This is a genomic window from Paenibacillus lautus (assembly GCF_050482385.1).
Lineage (GTDB): Bacteria > Bacillota > Bacilli > Paenibacillales > Paenibacillaceae > Paenibacillus_AQ > Paenibacillus_AQ lautus_B.
In genome coordinates this window covers 58,269-78,258 of the sequence record NZ_JBCNHV010000020.1, presented here as the reverse complement: position 1 = coordinate 78,258, position 19,990 = coordinate 58,269, and the positions used below count along the sequence as shown (strand labels likewise).

Below are 19,990 nucleotides of genomic sequence, written 5' to 3'. Positions count from 1 at the left end.
CCTTCACGTTCTATTCCTTTTTTGCAGCCGCTTCTGCAGCCTGTGCTTTCCGTCCTGTATCAGTTCTGTGCGGTCCGCTGTCTCTTCCTGCTGACCGGTTCCCGCTTGTAATCTTCTCAGCAACCCAGCGAGTGCATAAATGGTCGGATGGCTGAACATGTCAACCACTGACACTTCCTGCTGAAGTGAACGTTGGAGCTTGGAGTTCATTTGAATAATATCGAGCGAGGTAGCCCCCAGCTCGAAGAAGTTATCATGCAGGCCGACTTGATCAATACCCAGATAGTCCTGCCAAAGCTCAGTTAAAGTCTGCTCCAGTTCGTCCTCCGAAGGCGCAAACGGCTTGCTGACGTGGGAACGTGCCGTTGTGCGGGCTATACCGCTCCTCTCCCCGTCCACCAGGGATTGCAAGGATGAAGTACGGGCGGCATGCAGCCGCAAGCTCAAATCCGTCGTCGATACCGTTACCTGAGGCAGACCGCAAGCCAGTGCATACCGGAAAACAGCGATTCCTTCCTCAGGGAACAACCGGGTCTGCTTGTCCGGGCCTTGTGCGGACACTCCCGCTTGCGCCGCAGCGATGGCGACTTCTTGTTCAGCCGCCGCGGCCATTCCGACAGTCTGCCACCCGTCCCAATCAATCGCGACGACATGTGTATTGTCCAGTGCGCGTTTACGGTAGGCGTAAGCATCGAGAAACGCATTGGCTGCGCAGTACCCCGCTTGGCCCAGGGCGCCCAGCACACTGGTCAGAGAAGAACACAATACGAGGAAGTCCAGCTTCCCTCCCGCCAGCACTCGCTCAAGGACACGCGTACCGTTCACCTTGGCCGTCAATGCACGTTCTTCAATCTCCCGAGTCCGCCGCTGGATGAGCGCAACATCGGCCGTGCCGGCCGCGTGGATAACGCCATGAATCGTTCCGAAACGGTCGACCGCCCGGGCTACGACCTGCTCCATTTGCTGCTCATTGCTTACATCCGCTTTGCAGACCAGGACATCGGCCCCGTACAACTCCAGCTCCTCGAGCCTTTTCAGCTGAATCACCTGAGTTTCGTCTGCCGTATGTTCGGCGCATTGGCGCCAGTCCGCTTCTTCTCCTATTCCCGATCGGCTGACAAGTATGAGCTTAGCCCTTACGGTCTTCGCCAGATGCTCCGCCAAGGTCATTCCTATTCCACCCAAGCCACCGGTTATTAGGTATACCCCCTCTTCCCTGAGGCCGGAATTCTCTTCGACAGCGGCAGGAACCGGAATTGGAACGTATGTCTGCACCCAGCGGTTCGAACCGCGATACGCGACGAGAATATCCGCAGAACCAGCGGTTAATTCGGCTAGTAATCGGCCCAATAGCGCTTGCTGCCGATGTTCTGAAACCTCCTGCCCGGGCAAATCCGCAATATCGATGCTGCGACAACGCACATTGCCGTATTCCTGCGGAATAACCAGACATGCCCCAAGCACCGCCGCTTGTTCCGGCAGCAGCCGCTCATCTCCTGTCACCTCTTGCATACCGGACGTTATGACCGTAAGCAGCAGCTCTTCCTGCAGCCCGCAAGTCCCAATCGCCTGAGCCAGTGCAATAAGGCTGAGATAACCATTACCCAGTACCCTTGCGCTGCGGGAAGCGGTCCATTCCTCGGTATGTACGCTCTCCTCCGTCAGCCAGGCATGAACAATGCGCTCCGGCATGGTGCCGGCTTCCTTCAAATTCTGCAGCAGCCAGGTATAATGCTCTTGCTGCCCCGGATCGATCCCGTACGCATGGTCATTTAGCTTAGTAAACGAATCGGATGGATAAACCGAAACGATGCCATGACCGGCTTCCTGTAACCCCGCTGCCAGCCGGGAACCAATTCCATGCTCTGGCGCAAAAACTAGCCAAGTGGTCTTGGCATTCATGCCCGCAGCCGCAACCGCCTCTTCGTTCAACAAGGAACGTTCCCAGATTGGCGTGTACAGCCACTCCCGTACAGCATTCTTTTTAACTCCGGCAACGCTGTGAGGTCTTGATTCCTTCGCTTGCTTGCGGACAAGACCTTGCTTTAGAACATCCGTATCAAACGGCGGATCAACCCAATAACGCTTGGGCTCAAACGGATACGTCGGCAGAGCTATCCTCCGGCGCTGTTCATGCGCATGGAATGCCTTCCAATCGGGCCGAACTCCTTCCAGCCACATGCGTCCTACCTCTTGCTGCAAATAATAGTCGTCGCGCACCTGCTCCTTCACATGCCGGATAAGATTGATGACGGCGTGCCGCTCTTTCTTGTCCGGATGACGGCGCACGAATGCGCTTAATGTGTTGCCGGGACCAACTTCCACAAATAAGGCCTTATCGTCATGCAGCAGCTCTCGAAGACCGTCGGCAAAGCGTACGGTGCCGCGCAAATGCCGGACCCAGTAATCGGGATCGACCGTTTCTTCCTTCGTAATCCAGCCTCCGCTTACATTGGAAATATAGGGTATGTCCGGGGCCTGCAGCTTCATGCCGCTTAATTTCTGGCGAAACGGCTCCATTGCCGGTTCCATCATGGCGGAGTGGAAGGCATGTGACGTATGCAGTCTTGTGCAGGCCTGCCCTTTCCGAGTCAGCTTTTCTTCCAAAAGCTCTATCGCCTCATGAGATCCCGATACGACGCACATCGCCGGACCGTTAACTGCCGCAATCGATAAGCCTTCGTTCATCAACGGTATGAGTTCCTGCTCGGGTAAGGGTACGCTTAACATCGCTCCCCCCGGCAGACTGTGCATAAGTTTACCCCGCAGCACGACCAGCTCCAGCGCTTCTTCTATCGTCAATACTCCGGCCAGACAAGCGGCCACATATTCTCCGACGCTGTGTCCGATCATGGAGGCGGGCTTCAGCCCCCATCCGATCAGCAGATTTGCCAGCGCATAGGAGAATATAAACATGACCGGTTGTGTCACGTCCGTCTGCTTCAAGCGATCACTATGATCACCGGCTGCTTGGCTGCCGGCGGGGTACATCAAATCTTTTAAATCAACGTCCATCAACGGACGGATAATGGCAAAGCACCGGTCGGCCGCTTCGCGGAATTCCGGCTCACGGTTGTACAGATCCAGTCCCATGTTGACATATTGCGCGCCTTGTCCAGGGAACATAAATACGAGCCTGGGCTGTTCGTTGTCGCCAACACGGTTGTAAACCCGTTCAGGAAGCTGGCTGTCCAACAGCTCCAGCGCTTCCTCCACAGAAGAACTTACGAGCATACGCCTATGCTTATATGCCCTGCGGCCGATCTGCAGTGTATAGGCCGCATCCGGTAGCGAAAGGCCTGGATTAGCCCGTAAATACTCGCGGAAGCGAGCCGTAGCTTGTTCAAGTCCTGATTCCGTTTTTGCGGACAATAGGAGCAGCTGTGAATCTCTTCCTTTGGCTTCTTCCGCCCGGGGAGGTGCTTCTTCGAGCACCACATGCACATTGGTTCCACCGATACCGAACGAGCTCACCCCGGCTCTCAGTGGGTGAAGGTCGCTCGTCCAACTCGTGAGCTCTGTATTGACGATAAACGGACTGTTGGCAAAATCAATTTTGGGATTAGGCTTATCGAAATGTAAGCTCGGCGGTAGCTGCTTGTGCATCAGTGCCAGCACCGTTTTGATGAACGCCGCAACCCCTGCGGCGCTGTTTAAGTGGCCGATATTCGTCTTGACGGAGCCGATCCGGCAGAACCCTGTTTTGTCCGTCTGGAAAGCCAGCTTAAGCGCTTCGATCTCGACTGGATCGCCCAGCGCTGTACCGGTACCGTGCGCTTCGATATAGCTAATACTCTCCGGAGTGACCCGGCTCATCCGCTGCGCCGCCCGTATTACCTCGGCCTGTCCCTCTACACTGGGAGCGGAGTAACCCATTTTACGCATACCGTCATTGTTTGCCGCCGAACCCTTAATAACCGCATAAATAGCGTCTCCGTCGGCTAATGCCTGCTTAAGCGGCTTCAGCACAACGACCCCCGCCCCTTCACCGCCAACGGTTCCCTTGGCATTTGAAGCGAAAGCACGGCAATGGCCATCCGGCGAGCTGACCATCCCTTCCTCGTATAAATAACCTTCCGTCCGGGGTACCGTTACGGTAACTCCGCCGGCTAACGCTATCCTGCATTCGCCCGTAAGCAGTGCTCGGCAGGCCAGATGAATGGCCAGCAGGGAGGTGGAGCAAGCAGAATCCACGCTCACACTCGTGCCTTTTAAATTCAGCTTGTGGGCAATACGCGTGCTCAAGAAATCTTTGTCCGACAAAGCCAGTGCGGCGAACTGCTCGGCTGTGCTCTCGCTGCGCGAAAGCATGGCCACTAGCTGCCAGTAAATACTCGATGATGCCCCTGCGTACAGACCGATAGCGCCGTTTGTCTGCTCCGTGTCGTAGCCTGCATGCTCCAACGCTTCATAGGCGCACTCATGGAAGATCCGCAGCTGCGGATCAATGACTTCAGCCTCGCGCGGCGAATAATCAAAAAAATCAGAATCAAACCATTCCGCATCCGGTACAAGCCCTTTCGCTCTTACATATCTGGGATTTCGAATCAGTTCGGGATCGACGCCTGCCGCCTCAAGTTCGCTATCGGAGAAGAAATGGATCGATTCCTTGCCGTTTCTCAGATTATCCCAGTACTCCTCTATATTTCGGGCTTCGGGAAACCGGCCCGCCATGCCGATCACAGCGATTTCCAGCCCGGTAGCCGTTTGTGAATGTCTGCTTTTAGTCATCATGCGCTCCCTCCAGAATCAGCATCGTCTGTTCCATGGTTTCGAATCCCGCATCCATCTCTTCGTTGTCGGCCATATCCTGGGGCATTGGAGCCTCCCCATTGTCCATCCTCTGCAAATAGCCGCCGAGAGCCGAAACCGTAGTGTACTGGAACATGACAGGTACTGGAATGTCATGCCCGAAGGTTTCCTTCAGCATATTGACTACCTGGACCAGCTGAAATGAGTTGCCGCCCAGGTCGAAAAACGTATCCTGGACCCCGACTTTGTCTTCGCTAACTGCCAGAACCTCGGCCCAGATCCGGACCAGTGTGTTCTCTGTTTCACCCTGTGGTGCCACGTATCTCTTGCCAGTATGAACATGAGCTTTCGGATCCGGTAAAGCTTTCATATCGAGTTTGCCGTTTGCCGTTACAGGAAGCTCGTTCAGGTAGACAAAATAGGCCGGAATCATATAAGCGGGCAGCTGCCCGGAGAGATGCTCCCGAAGTTTAGCAGCGGAGAGATCATCCGGCCCGGTATAGTACGCGCATAAGAAGTTCTGCCCCCTCTCATCTTCCATGATGCGGATTACAGCTTCGCGAACTTCCTCGTGACGTCGCAGCAGAGCTTCGATCTCACCGGGCTCTATGCGATATCCCCGTACCTTGACCTGGTCGTCCTGTCGGCCCAAGTACTCCAGCGTTCCGTCTTGGAGCCAGCGTCCAAGATCACCCGTCAAATACAGGCGCTCTCCGGAAGCGAACGGGTGAGGCACGAATTTCTCTCCTGTCAGCTCCGGTCGACCGAGATAACCGCGAGCCAGACCCGCACCCGAAACGCAGATTTGGCCAGGCAATCCTGGTGGAAGCAGTTGAAAATTAGCGTCTAATATATAAACCTTGGCATTATCGACCGGCCGCCCGATCGGAAGGCCTCCGTTGTCCGGCTTAATTTCGGTGAACGTAGTCACGACCGTATTCTCAGTAGGACCGTAATTGTTGAACAGCCTGTAGCTGCCCGGCTTATACCACTTCAAGCGATCGCCGCCCGTTAACAAGATTCGCAGCGGGGTCTGTTCCCGGTCCGGCAAATCCATAAACTGCTCGCACATCAGCGTCGGCAGGAAGGCGATGGTAATGCCGTTCTCCGTGAAAAAATCATCCAGTTTGTTTGCATCCAGTCTGATCTCGGATGGCACGATATAAATGCATGCCCCTGCAAGCAGATAGGGGAACACTTCCCACACCGAAGCGTCAAATCCGAAACCGGCATACTTGATGCTGCGATCCAATGTTGTTACACCAAAAGTGCGATTGTGCCAGAAGGCCAGATTGACAAGTGAACGGTGCTCAATCATGACACCTTTCGGCCGTCCTGTTGACCCGGATGTATAGATAACATAGGCCAGATCATCCGCTGTGCTCTCTAATGCCAAATTACCTGCTTCGCCGGCAAACAACTCTTCATCATTCAGACACAGCGTCTTGCGGCCTGTCATTCTGCCGATAAAAGCCTGTTGTGTCAGCACTACTTGTGTGCGACTGTCTTCCAGCATGTACGTTATGCGCTCGTCGGGATAATCCGGATCGATCGGCAGGAAAGCACCGCCGGCTTTAAGGACGGCCATCATGCCAAGCATCATGTCAGCGGAAGGCGCAAACAGCATGCCTACGATGTCCCCCTCCCCGATTCCTTCCGTCCGCAGTATCCGGGCGAGCTGGTTGGCCTTCTCATTCAGCTCGCCATATGTCATGTGCTGCCCCCGGTTAACGATGGCAGGCGCATGCGGGGTCCGTGCCGCCTGCTCTTCAAACCATTGCTGAACGGTCTTATGTTCAGGAAATTCGGCTGGACTGCCGGCCAGAGGGCCGAGAAGATCCTCTCTCTCCCCAGGCAGCAGAATGTCGATGCTGTTCAGCGGAAGATCCGGATTCGCCAGCGTCTCCCGCAGCAGAAGTGTGTAACGCGAGACAAGTTTATCTATCGTGTCGCTGCGGTAGAGCTGTGCGTTATATTGGACCGTACCGCCGATGCCGTCTTGCTTCCTGCAAAAAGAAAACAACGTAGTCCATTTCACATTCCGGAAATAACGCTCCTCATGAATGTTGTCGAGCAGCAATGCCGCCTCGAATAATGGATGGGCGATGGGATCATCCGTTTGAAGCGCCAACTGTTCCGCCACCATCTCCATCGGATAGCTCTGATGATCCACGGCTGCCACAACCGTATCTTGCGTGTGAAGAAGACATTGTCTGAACGAGAGTGAGTGATCGATCTTAATCCGCAAAGGCAGCACGGAATTGATAAATTCCGCCTCTTCCTTCTGCTTATAGATCGGAGTCCCTAGCGTAACGACACTGCGATTGGACATTTTGGCCAGCAAAACGGCGAGTGCAGCAGATAGTACGACATGAAGCTTTGAATCCGATCCGTTGCTGACTTGCAGCAGGCGGTCCGCCAGTTCCTGCGGGAAGGAGAACGAAGTTTCTTCAACCGTCACTCCTGTTCCGCGCGTGTAATCGCCAGGAAACCCGCTCTTGTCATATTCTCCGGACAATGCGGACAGCCAGTAATCCCGTTCCTTGCTCTTTTGAGAAGCTGCCACTGCCAGACGGTCCAAACGATTTTCAAGCTCCATCCCTATTCCTCCCTTTCTTCCTCCGGCTTTCGCTCATAGTCCGAATTCCCCCCGGGCTCCGGCAAGATAGACAGGTTCAGGCTCAGCTAAATGATGAGCAATCGTGATGTCCTTCAGCTTCTTGTCCGGATTTGCCAGAACACCGGATATAATATCCTGCATATAACCTGCAAAACGCACAATCGTGTCCCTCAGGAATAAGCGGGTGCTGTATTCAAACTTGAAGGACAGTCTTTCTCCGTCCTCCTCCGCGATCAGAGACAAATCAAAATGAGAGGCGTCGTGAACGAACGGGAAGGGTTCCATCTTCAGACCGGGAATGCTCATCTCAGGGTTCTGCATATTTTGGAGCGCGAATACGACATCAAAAATAGGATTACGTCCTAAATCACGATCCTGCCCCAACTGCTGAACCATTTCCTCAAACTGGTAATCCTGATTGGCAAATGCATCCAGAGTTGTGGCTCGCACTGTCTGTAGAAGGGCGCTGAAACTCATTTCTTCATCCAATTGATTACGCAGCGGAAGCATGTTGACGAATTTGCCGATAATAAGCTGCAAAGACTGCTGTTTGCGGCCAATAATCGGAGTCCCTACAACGATGTCTTGCTGAGCACAAACTTTGGATAGAAGCAGATTGAAAACGGCGAGCAATGCCATGAACAACGTCACATCTTCCTTCAGGCAGAGCGACTTCAGCGCTTGGGTCTGCTCCATACTCAGATCAAAGGGAACTCGGCTGCCGGCGAAATTTCTTGTCTCCGGGCGCGGATAATCCGTGCGCAGGGCTAACCGGGGAACTTCCTGCAACTGATTTAACCAGAATTCTCCCTGCCGCTTTTGCTCCTCCGTTTCCTTCATCCGGTTCTGCCAATCTGAAAAATCCTTATATTGCAGCTCAAGCTCGGGCAATTCACGACCGGCATACAGAGCCATAAAATCGTTAACGAATATGTCCTGTGATAAACCGTCCGACACGATATGATGAAGATCCACCATCAACACATGCCGCTCATCCTCAAGCTTGATGAGTCCGGCGCGCATCAAAGGCGCCCGGGTCAAGTCAAAGGGCCGCACGAACTTCGCCACTGCTTCGCGGATTTTCGCAGCCGTTTCCCCTTCCTCATCAAGGAGTCCAGCGTCCGAAGCCCCCAGCTCAATTTCGCCGCTGAAGTCCGCATATTCAACCTCGAACTCGACGGTTCCGTTGATTTTCTGCATGGGCAAGCCGTTAACCAATTCAAATGAAGTACGCAAGCTTTCATGACGCTTTATCAGCTGCCGGAGTACCGCTTCCATTTGGGCCCTGTCCAGTTTGCCTATCAGAATGCCTGCCACAATTTCGTTATATCCCGTATGTCCCTTCTCCATCTGCTGGATCAAATACAGACGCTTCTGCGCAGAGGACAGCTCGTAACATTCGCGTGGCGGAGCCTTTTCAATATCTTGGTAGGCACTCTGTTCCGCCTCATCGATATAGGCGGCCAACTGCTGGATTGTCGGCATATTGAAAAAGACAGGCAAGCTGATTTCCACCTTCATTTCCTTATGAATCCCGGTAACAACCGTAATTGCTTTGAGTGAATCTCCACCCAGTTCGAAGAAATCATCCTGCACCCCGATCTGGTCTATCCGGAAAAACTGCTCCCACATCCCACAGAGCCTGCGTTCGGACTCTGTTACGGGAGCGATATATTCACCGGACAGCGCGGGACGGGTGTAGAAACCGCCGTCTCCTTTCGGGAGCGGAGCCTCTTCCTGAGCCGTCCGTTTCACCCACTTGTCGATCCGATCCTGCAAGCTGCCGGTCGACAGGACGATCTGGCTTGCTTCCCGGACCGATAACACACGCCTCAGCAGTTCGATCCCCTCTTCTGGCGCAATGAGCAGCTCGGATATCGAAGCGCCCGCCTGCCCATGAATCATCTGCTCTTTCTCCAGCTGCCAACCGTCCCAGTTGATACTGGTCCAAGGTGTTCGCATACGGCGATTGCGATCGTGTACATACGCGTCCATAAAATGATTCGCTGCCGAATAGGCGGTAAAACCTAATCCGCCGAGCATCGGAGACAGCGACGAAGCCAGCAGGCAGAAATCAAGCTCCTTGTCAGCCAGCACTTGGTCCAAAACATGGAGTCCATATAGCTTTGCTTGAAAATGCTGCTCGCTTAATTCCTCGTCTGTCTCCTCCAGCATCCTAAATGCCGCTTCGCCTGTCATACCGGCTGTGTGAATCACCCCGTTCAATGAACCGAACACCGCCTCGGTTTGCCGGATAGCCTCCTTCATTTGCCCTTGATCCGACGAGTTCGCTGTAAATACAAGCACTTCGGCTCCCTGAGATTCAAGCTGTTTCAGCTTACCGATCTGAATACTGACGGTATTCTCTGGGCCGTATTCGGCAAGCCACTGCTCCCATTTATCGTTTGGCGGAAATGGTGAGCGGCTAGTAAAGACAAGCTTCGCCTGTACGCTTCGGGCCAGATGACCTGCAAGGACTTGACCGATATATCCCAATCCGCCTGTGATCAAATAGACGCCGCCTTGACGGACTCCCGCCGCTCCCGCTTCAGGTTCTGCTACCTTAACCGGTTCATAACCGAGTACCCAGCGTTCGTTGTTGCGATAGGCAGCCGCCAATTCGAACCGGGCAGCGCTAAATTCGTCCAGCAGGCGGCGGATCAATCTATCTCTCTGCCAGCTCCCCGCTTCCGGCAGGTTAATATCGATGCTGTGACAATGAATGTGCGGTAATTCCTGCGGAATAACCCGGCACGGTCCCAGTACTGTCGCTTTCTCAGGATATAAGATAGATTCACCGGCAATGGCATGCATATTATCCGTTAGCACCCACATGCGCATTTCATGCCCCGAAGCTTGTTTTTTCAGCGCTTTGCCCGTGTATAACAAGCTGTAGTATCCGCGTTCCTGTGTGGCCCTCAGCCATGATGCACCACTGTAACGAGGAGATGGAGCGGAGATTCCCCAGGTATGAAGCAGCAGGTCAGGCAAGGTTCCCCCAGCTTCCAGATCAGCAAAAAGCTTCGTATAATGATGTTCATTATGCGGATTCACGGTATATTGATGAGCTGCCGCCTGTTCGTAGTGCTCGCCCGCACGAACTACAATAATTTGCCCTCCACACTCAGCAAGGGATTTGATAATATCGGCAGCCAGGCCGTTTTCATCGGCGAATACAAGCCAATTTCCGGCAATGTTTGCGTTCATGCTGGCGGAGCCAGGAAGCAGCTGTTCTTTTTTCCATGTCGGTACATAGAACCAGTCGGACATATCGGGCAGCTTGGCCGCCTTGCCACCCGCGCCCTGAATCTTGCTTTTACCGCTGCCCACCGGCAGTGAAGTACCGGCAGCAGACTCAATCCAATAGCGCTGTCTAGCAAACGGATAAAGAGGCAGAGAGATACGCCGGCGCGGTTCTTCTCCATGAAATGCTCTCCAATCGACGGACTGGCCGTAGAGCCACAATCTCCCGATCCGGTTAACGAGCAGGGAGGTGTCCAGTATACTGCTATGCTCAGGCGGCATAAGGTTGAGTGCCTGCTGTCCGCGCGCTGTATCGATGTAGCGACGCGCCAAGAGTGTTAAATCCTGTCCCGGACCGATTTCCACGAACAGCCTGCCCTGCTGCTCTGCAAGCCGCTCAATCCCATCCGCAAAACGAACGGTATCCGTCATGTGCCGAGTCCAATAACCCGGGTCTGTCGCTTCTTCATCCGTTATCCAATTGCCCGTCGTTGTGGAGACATACGGTATTTGGGGCGGATTCAAACGGACCTGTCGGACGGCTTCGGCGAACGGCTCCGCCACTTCGTGAAGAAGCGAAGAATGAGCAGCCGTCGACACCGGCAATCTCATACAAACGAATTTGCCCGCCTTCATCTGCTGTTCGAATGCAGCGATTTCTTCTTCTGGGCCGGATACAATGCAGGAAGGCCCGTTGACAACAGCCAGTGATAAGGAGCCGCTAAGAAGGGGTTTGATATCTTGCTCAGAAAGAGGCACGCTGAGCATCCCGCCTGGCGGCACCTGCTGCATAAGCTCTCCGCGCAGTATGATGAGACGCATCGCCTCTTCCAGTGACATGACGCCGGCGAGACAAGCGGCAGCATACTCGCCGAAGCTGTAACCTATCATCGCATCCGGCTTCACTCCCCATGACAGGAGAAGACGCGCGAGCGCATATTCGAGCATAAGCATGGCAGGCTGGATATGTTTAGTCTGATTTAATTGAAGGGACGCTGCCGCAATCTCCGCTTCTGCGCCCGGATACAGCATTACCTTCATATCAGAGCCGGTAATGTCGAGATACAGACGGAAGCAGCGGTTCATCTCTTCTCGGAACACGGGCTCGGTCTCATACAAACCCTTCCCCATGTTGATATATTGCGAGCCTTGCCCGGAGAACATGAACACGATTGAACCGCGCTCCTCCCCGGTCGTGCTGGAGATTACTTTCCGTGCATCGTAGCTTGCCCTGTCAGCAGAAGGCGTCAGTGCCACTATCGCTTCCTCAACCGTGCTGCAGGAGAGCATCCGCCGGTATCTGAAGTGCCGCCGGCCGGTCTGCAAGGTATACGCAATGTCGGCCAAATTCACTGAAGGATGCTCCTTGAGATAGACGCCCAGATTGGCCGTCATCGAATCGAGCGCATCCGGTGTCTGCGCGGACAATACCAGCACCTGATGGGTCCGGCCCTTCCCGGCTGCTTCCTGTATAGGAGCCTCTTCCATGACGACGTGGGCATTCGTTCCGCCTATTCCGAAGGAACTGACTCCCGCACGCAGCGGATAGTCATCGTTGCGCCAATCTCTCAGGCCGGTATTGACCACGAAAGGACTGTTCGCGAAATCAATATTCGGATTCGGGGTCTCATAATGCAGGCTGGGCGGAAGCTGTTTATAATGAAGCGCCAGCGCCGTCTTGATCAGACCCGCCACCCCTGCTGCGGCATCCAGATGTCCTATGTTCGTTTTTACGGAGCCTATGCGGCAGAAGCCGGTCTTGTCCGTCCGGAATGCCTTCGTCAACGCCTCGATCTCGATCGGATCGCCAAGCGTAGTTCCCGATCCGTGCGCCTCAACGTAAGTGATACTTTCGGCTGGAACTCCTGCAGCCTCTTGAGCCCTGGCGATAACATCCTCTTGGCCCTGTACGCTTGGCGCCGTATAGCCGACCTTGCGACTGCCGTCATTGTTGATGGCCGAGCCTTTGATTACCGCATAAATCCGGTCACCATCTGCGATAGCTGCCTCGAGCGATTTGAGCGCCACGAATCCAACGCCGTCTCCGCCTATCGTCCCCTTCGCTTTGGCATCGAAGGTGCGGCAATGACCGTCCGGCGACTTAACCATTCCTTCCTGATAAAGATAGCCCGATTTATGAGGAAGCACGATGGATGCGCCTCCGGCCAGAGCCAGATCGCAATCCCCATTAAGAATAGACTGGCAAGCTAAATGTACAGCTACCAGTGAGGTAGAACAGGCTGTTTGCAAACTGATCGCAGGACCCTTCAAATTCAGCTTATGCGAAATACGGGTGCTGACCGTATACGAATCATTCAGCGAATCAACCTCAAACATATCCGATAAATTCCCGTGCAGGCGGTCAGACAGCTGCGACAACCAGTGGAAATTGTTCGTAACCCCGGCAAACAGCCCGATAGACCCAACGTGTCGCTGCGGGTCACAGCCGGCGTCCTCCAGCGTATGCCACGCGCATTCGTGCAGCAGGCGAACTTGAGGATCCATCATCGCCGCCTGATCGGGAGTATAACCGAAGAAGGCAGGATCGAAGTTATCCATCTCATCGAGTACGCCCTTCGCTTTGACAAACTCCGGACGTTCCAAAAGCTGGCGATCGAACCCATACTCCGCCAGTTCGTCATCCGAAAAAAATGAGATCGACTCTCTGCCCTGCTGCAAATTGCTCCAAAACTCACTGATATTTCGTGCGCCAGGGAATTTGCCGGCCAAACCAATAACTGCAATATCCCGGCGACCTTCATTCTCGTGCTTCACACGGCCGGGTTGTGCCAGGGAAGGCTGCTCGTTCTTCCTGGTGGGTGCTGCGCTCTCGCTCTTCCGTTCTGCCGATCGTTCCGTTTCGCCTGCCAAATGCACAGCCAGATCATACACGGTGGGGTATTGGAACAGCGTGACGATTGAAATCTCACGCTTAAGCTGCCTTTGCAGCTTGCTCTGCAGTTGGATAAGGCTAATCGAATTGCCGCCTACTTCAAAATACTTATCGTGGATACCGATGTGGTCCAGCTCAAGCACAGTCTTCCAGGCGTCTGCGATCAGATTCTCCAGCTCTGTCCTAGGCATCGCCGCTTCTTGAACCACGCGAGGAGTCTCCGCAAGCTCAGGGAGTGCCTTGCGGTCCAGCTTTCCGTTAGGTGTCAACGGGATTTGTTCCAGCTGGACAATGTGAGACGGTATCATGTAATCGGGCAATTTCGCGGCAAGATACGCCCGCAAGTCAGATGCAGACACCTTCTCACAAGCCGCTACGTAGGCGCATAACTCAGTTTGAGCGCCCCGTTGTTGCACCGTCACCGCTGCTTCTTGAACTGATTTGTGCTGCAGGAGCATCGTCTCGATTTCACCGATTTCGATGCGGTGGCCGCGGATTTTTACTTGCTGGTCCATTCGTCCCATATATTCAATGGTTCCGTCTTCCAGCCAGCGCGCCATATCGCCTGTCTTGTAAATAATCCCGCTTGAGCGGAAGGGATCCAGTACAAATTTCTCTGCCGTCAGGTCCGGCCGATTCAAGTAGCCGAGCGCAACACCGTCACCTCCGACGATCAGCTCGCCGGGAATGCCGATCGGCAGCAGGTTATCATAACGGTCGACGATATAAGCCGTAGAATTGCTGATAGGCGGCCCGATCGGAATATGCTCGTTAAATTCACGGTCGATACGGAAGCAGGTCGAAATAACCGTGTTTTCGGTAGGACCGTACGCGTTCCAAATCGTCAGTCCAGGACATGCCTGCCGAACTGCCTCTATATGCTTCGGAGAGAGTACATCGCCGCCTACGACCAGGTTCCGCATCCCGGCGAACATATCTGGACGCTGCTGGGCCAGCTGATTGAATAATGCCGGAGTCAGCAGTCCGCCCGATATTGCGCGCGTACGCAAAAAGGCATCCAGTTTGGCATTGTCAAGCAGCGTATGCTTGTCCGCAATATGCAGGCTAGCCCCGTTCAGGAGCGCTCCGAACACCTCGAATGTTAGAGCGTCAAAGCCGATTGCTCCTGCCTGAAGGACGCAGTCATGCGCTTCGAACTGGACGTGGTTCGTGTTCCGAACCAGCCTCACAATTCCTCGGTGCCCGACAATGACACCTTTGGGCTTACCGGTCGAACCGGATGTATACATGACGTAAGCCGGATGTTCCGAACTGCCTATCGAAGGCAACTCGGACGCTTCGCCGAGATGAAGCAGCGCTTCGTCCAGCTTCAGCACCTGGGCATGTTCCGGTATCAGAACCTCAAGGCCCGGTGAAGCGAGCACCGTGCGCACATTGCCATCGGACAGCATATAGGCAATCCTTTCGGCAGGATGCGCGGAATCAAGCGGCAGATAGACCCCTCCCGCTTTCAGAATGCCGAAGATTCCGGCAATCAATTCTGTGGATCTGTGCGCCATCAAGCCCACAATCTGACCACTTTCCATGCCTTTCGCCTGCAGCGAACGAGCAATCCGGTTAGCCTGCTCATTCAGCTCGCGATAGGTATAGGATATATGCTCATCTGTTACAGCCGTACTCTCCGGGGACAACAGCACCTGTTCCTCGAATAGCTCATGAACCATTCTCTCACTGGGATAATTTGAAGTAGTCAGGTTGAATAACAGAATTTGCTCCCGCTCTTCATGGGTAAGAATCCCAATATCCTTAAGCCTGGTCTCCCGGTAAGTAGTAACCTGGGCTTGGACTTGTGTGATTTGTTCAAGAATGTAGAGATAATGATGAGCAAGCTTCTTGACCATATCCTCGTGATACGCCTGTTTATTATAAGAGAAGGTTAATTCCAGCTCTTCGGCCACTGTAATGCGCAGTGTCAAATCGAACTCGGTCTCTTCCTCAATATGATGAGGTTCCATGATTAGCGGTCCGTCGGTGCTTGTAACCACTTCATCCAGCGGATAATTCTCCACTACGACCAGGGTATCGAACGGACTACCTTCAGCTCGGAGCCCTCCGTATGTTTTGATATCCGTCAAGGAAGTGTTCGCATGCTCTTCGCTTGCTTGAATCGATGCATTCACCTCGGCCAGGAGCTCGGGTATCATTTTATCCGGACCCGCCGTCATCCGAAACGGCAGCGTGTTAATGAATAAACCGACCATGTGCTCCATTCCGGGAATAATCGTATTACGTCCCGACACAGTAGTACCGAACAATACGTCGTCACTGTTCGTATAGTGCTGAAGCAGAATCCCCCACGCCGTATAAAATAGAGTGGCCTGCGTCACTTCCTCGGAACGGACCCACTGGTGAAGTCCGGCAGTGAAGGTGCTATCCCGTTTTTCCGAGTATGAAGCCATAACCGGTATCCCCGAAGCTTTTACGCTCCTTGTAAGAATGGGCCGGTTCTGCATGTCATGCAAGTACTGGTTCCAGTAGTTCTCTTGTGTTTGCTTGTCCTGCTGCTGCAGCAAAGAGATAAACTGCTTCAGGTGCGGCTTGAATTGCCGCTCCGGCTCCTGTCCCTGCGCCAGCATCAGGTAGGCGCTCCGCCATTCCTTCAACAGGATTCCGGTGCTCCAGCCATCGAACAAGATATGGTGAAAGCTCATCAGCATGGTGTGTTTACGCTCGGTCTGCTTGCACAGCGTCAAGCGGAAGGGCACCTGATCCAGCTGGAATTTTTCCTTTTTATCGGCGGCAATCCGGTCTGCAATCAGCCCAGCCTGCGCATTCTCCTCATAATCGGAATAGTCCTCATAACGAATAATGGGACGGTGTTCCCGCAGTACGATTTGAACAGGCTGGTTCACCTCTTCCCAGCGGAACAAGGACCGCAGCGCCTCGTTGGTCTGCACTACGTAGGCCCACGCCTGTTCAAACAACGAGGGCTTCAGCTCTCCGCTGACGCCAAGTGCGATCAACTCTACATACTGCGTAGTTTCGGGATCTTTCAAGTATTGAAGCAGCATCCCGGACTGCATAGGAGACAATGCCAAAATATCTTCAACATTGCTTTTATCCAGCTTCTGAGGTTTCTTCACACTCTCACCCATCCTTTTCTATTCGAACTTCCCCTGCTTCTTTGCCGCATATTTGCGAAGTCCGTATTGAGAAATGACCTGCTGCTGAATCTGGCTGGTGCCTTCAATGATTTCCAGCACCTTGGCTTCCCGAAATAACCGCTCGGCAGGGTAACCGCTGCGGCAGCCGTTGCCGCCGTGAATTTGCACTGTATCGTTCGTGACCTCAACAGCAACTTTGGATGTGAAATATTTGGCGATCGCTGTCTCGTCAACCGCTTCCGCCGCCCCGCCTTTGCGCATTTCACCTGCGGCTATACAAAGCGTACGCGCGGCATGAACCTTGGTCACCGCGTCCCCAATCAATCCTTTGATCAATTGGAACTGATGCAGCTTCTCTCCGAATTGGGACCGCGACATCGAGTAGGCTACCATCGCTTCCAGCGCCTCGCCTGCAATTGCCGCTCCTGCCCAAGCAATGCTGTATCTGCCATGATCAAGCGCGGTGGATACGATATACGTAAAGCCTCCGCCTACGATGCCGAGCACGTTCTCCTCCGGAATTCTCACTTCATTAAGCTGAATCTCCGCAATGTGAGCCCCCCGGTTGCCGAGCATCCCTTGCATAGGGATTGTATGCACTCCCTCCCGCTCGCGCTCTACGATAAATGAGGTGATTTGCCCGCCAGAATCGGCTGCGATCACAACGAAAAAATCTGCGATTGCTGCAAATGAAATCCACTTCTTGCTGCCATTCAGAATATAATGGCTTCCTTCTTTACGGTAGGTGGTCTGTACGCTTTGAGCATCCGATCCCACATTCGGTTCTGACAAGGCGAACGCGCCCAGCTTCTCCGCCCGTGCCATCTGTGGCAGCCAGTGTTTTTTCTGATCCTCTGTGCCGAAGCGCAGGATGGTCTCTCCAAGCAGTGAGGTTTGAACGGTTATCAGAGCTCTCGTGTTGCAGCATGCTTTGCCAATCTGCTCTGTAAACAGTCCGTATGCCACAGGATCTAGTCCGAGACCGCCGTATTCCACCGGCCAGCTGGCCGCCAGATATCCCAATTGTCCCATTTTGTTGATTAACCCGCGGGGCAGCTCGCCTTTGACATCGATTTCTCCTGCGAGCGGCCGGATTTCCCGATCGGCAAAAATTTTAGCCTCCTCTACGACTTGGGCTGCAGACGCGCATGTCTGTCCAATCATCGCTTAGGCCTCCTGCTTATGCTTTTCGATTAGCTTTACGATATTGTTAAGCGTGCTGAAATTAGCAATATCCAAATCCTCATTGCTGACCGTGAATCCGAATTCTTGTTCGATGTAGCTGAGAAGTTTCATCGCGAACAACGAATTGACGAAGCCCTTTTGAAAAATATGATCATCGTCAGTGAACACGGCCTCGTCTTCAAATACAACCAGATTGCTTTCAATAAAACTGCGGATTTTTTGTTTGATTTCCATTTAGTTACCCCTTTCTCCCGGCAACCGTTACCAGCACATCAATGTAAGGCGGGAACGGTTGAATATGATTTAAATCGTTCTCGAACAGAATGTTTCCTTCTCCGTCATTGGAGATTTCCGTGAAATTAGCGAAACGGTACGTGACGTACATCATCTTGTTGCGGTCCGTCTGTTTAAAGTCGGCCCTAAGTACTTTCCCTTCATTCTTCGCCTGCTGCATGATATACGTGAGCATGACGGTACCGACTCCGCGAGACATCACCCTGCAGGACATGAGCAGCATTTTCAGATGCCAGCAGCTGTCCTTCAATTCGATCAGAGCGAGCCCGATCTTGCCATAAGAGCCATATTTATCCGTCAATTCACACACGAGCAGGAGATGATCATCCGACTGTCTGATCCTGTCCAGTTCCTCATAGCTGTACGTATAACCCGTCGCATTCAGCTGATTCGTGCGGATGGTCAGTTCCTCCGCCCGTTTCAAGTCCTCCTCTCTAGCCTCGCTAATGACAAAGCGCATGCCGAGCGAGCTTAGAAATGCCTCTTGGGGTCCCGCAAACGATTCTTCTTCATTTTTGCGCAGTATGTCTTCCAGATACATGGCCCGCCTACGTCTTGAATCTTCCGTAATGAACCGGGGATTGAGACGCGGGTGACCGAGCAATGTCTCGTATCGCGTCACATCCAGACACTCTACCTCCGGATGGACGCTTAGGACCTCATCCCGTTCGAAGGGCTGATCGTCGATGAACAGAATGGTGTCCATCCCGATGTTCAAGTTCAAACGTATTTTATCGATCGACATTGATTTGGCATTCCAGTTGATTTCGGGGTACAGGAAATAAGTGTCGATGCCGAATTCCTTCAGCTTGTCCATCGCATGCTCCGTATCATTGCGGCTTGCGATGGATTGCAGAATGCCGCGAGAATCCAGTTCCACGAGAAGCTCGCGCATGCGCGGCTTCAACTTAACCTCGTCGGACTCCAGCAAAATGCCATCCCACATCGTATTGTCCAGATCCCAGATCACGCATTTGACTTCCTTAAGCTTATCCGCTGCTCTGTTCATCGTTATCCCTCCCTACTTGCTGTAGTCGAAAAACCCTTTTCCTGATTTTTTGCCCAGATAACCGGCATCCACCATCTTGACGAGCAGCGGGCAGGGTCGAAACTTCGGATCCTTGTAGCTGTCCTGCAGCACCAGCAGCGAATTGAGAATGGTGTCCAGACCGATCAGATCACATGTAGCCAGCGGCCCCATTTTGTGGCCGAAGCCCAAGCGGAAAATCTTATCGACATCCTTCGGCTCTGCAACTCCGTCCTGCACGGTCCAGACGCATTCGTTAATCGTCAGCATGAGGACTCGATTCGTTACGAAACCGGGAAAATCATTAACCACTACCGGGACTTTATCGAATGATTTTAAAAACCCCTCCCCGCAGGCAACGGTCTCGTCCGATGTATGCTCGCCCCGGATGACTTCGACCAGTTCCTTCATCGGGACGGGGTTCATGAAATGCATGCCGATGACATTCTCCGGTCTTGGGATTAACGAGCCAACCTTCGTAATGGAAATACAGCTTGTGTTAACGGCATAGGTGGTTTGTAAGGCGCACACCTCGGACAGTTCCATAAACACCGCCTTTTTCAGTTCCCATTCTTCTGTCACGTTCTCAATAACAAACTGGACGCGTGCGAAGTCATCATAAGCTGTGGTAAAGGTAATCCGGGACAGAACATCCTCTACGGTAAGCTGTTTTGCCTGAGGCTTGACCAGCTTTAACAGCCTGAAATCTGTCTTAATTTTCTCCTTCGCTTGATGCAAGACATCTTCGTTAATATCTTTGAGCACCACTTCGTATCCATAGCAAGCCAGATCCAAAGCAACGTCACTGCCCATTACACCCGCACCGACTACTCCGACGGTTCGTATCATGA

At 53.3% G+C, this 19,990-nt stretch carries 7 protein-coding genes; all 7 read right to left on the bottom strand.

What is annotated here, in order from left to right; genetic code table 11:
• Window positions 1–3 precede the first annotated feature (3 nt).
• From ABEW73_RS24005 to ABEW73_RS23975, 7 genes are read right to left on the bottom strand one after another with little or no spacing between them, the layout of a single operon-like run.
• Window positions 4–4,731 (bottom strand): SDR family NAD(P)-dependent oxidoreductase, encoded by a 4,728-nt coding sequence (locus ABEW73_RS24005; RefSeq protein WP_430161621.1) that lies wholly within the window; start codon window positions 4,729–4,731, stop codon window positions 4–6.
• Window positions 4,724–7,351 carry a non-ribosomal peptide synthetase gene (locus ABEW73_RS24000; RefSeq protein WP_430161623.1) on the bottom strand — a complete coding sequence of 876 codons (2,628 nt, stop codon included), beginning with the start codon at window positions 7,349–7,351 and terminating at the stop codon, window positions 4,724–4,726. The genes ABEW73_RS24005 and ABEW73_RS24000 overlap by 8 nt, the downstream gene beginning before the upstream one ends.
• 33 nt (window positions 7,352–7,384) lie before the next feature.
• Window positions 7,385–16,624 (bottom strand): amino acid adenylation domain-containing protein, encoded by a 9,240-nt coding sequence (locus tag ABEW73_RS23995; protein ID WP_430161625.1) that lies wholly within the window; start codon window positions 16,622–16,624, stop codon window positions 7,385–7,387.
• Window positions 16,625–16,630: 6 nt separating this feature from the next.
• Complete coding sequence (locus ABEW73_RS23990; protein WP_430161627.1) at window positions 16,631–17,797, bottom strand: acyl-CoA dehydrogenase family protein; 1,167 nt, start codon at window positions 17,795–17,797, stop codon at window positions 16,631–16,633.
• Window positions 17,798–17,800: 3 nt separating this feature from the next.
• Window positions 17,801–18,052, bottom strand: coding sequence for an acyl carrier protein (locus ABEW73_RS23985; protein WP_053491437.1), 252 nt, complete (start codon window positions 18,050–18,052; stop codon window positions 17,801–17,803).
• A gap of 4 nt (window positions 18,053–18,056) precedes the next feature.
• Entirely contained in the window at window positions 18,057–19,121 is a 1,065-nt protein-coding gene (locus ABEW73_RS23980; RefSeq protein WP_430161629.1) for an HAD-IIIC family phosphatase, read from the bottom strand.
• A gap of 12 nt (window positions 19,122–19,133) precedes the next feature.
• The gene (locus tag ABEW73_RS23975) at window positions 19,134–19,988 is read right to left on the bottom strand and encodes a 3-hydroxyacyl-CoA dehydrogenase family protein (RefSeq protein WP_430161631.1); all 855 of its coding nucleotides are present in this window, start codon (window positions 19,986–19,988) and stop codon (window positions 19,134–19,136) included.
• Window positions 19,989–19,990: the final 2 nt, after the last annotated feature.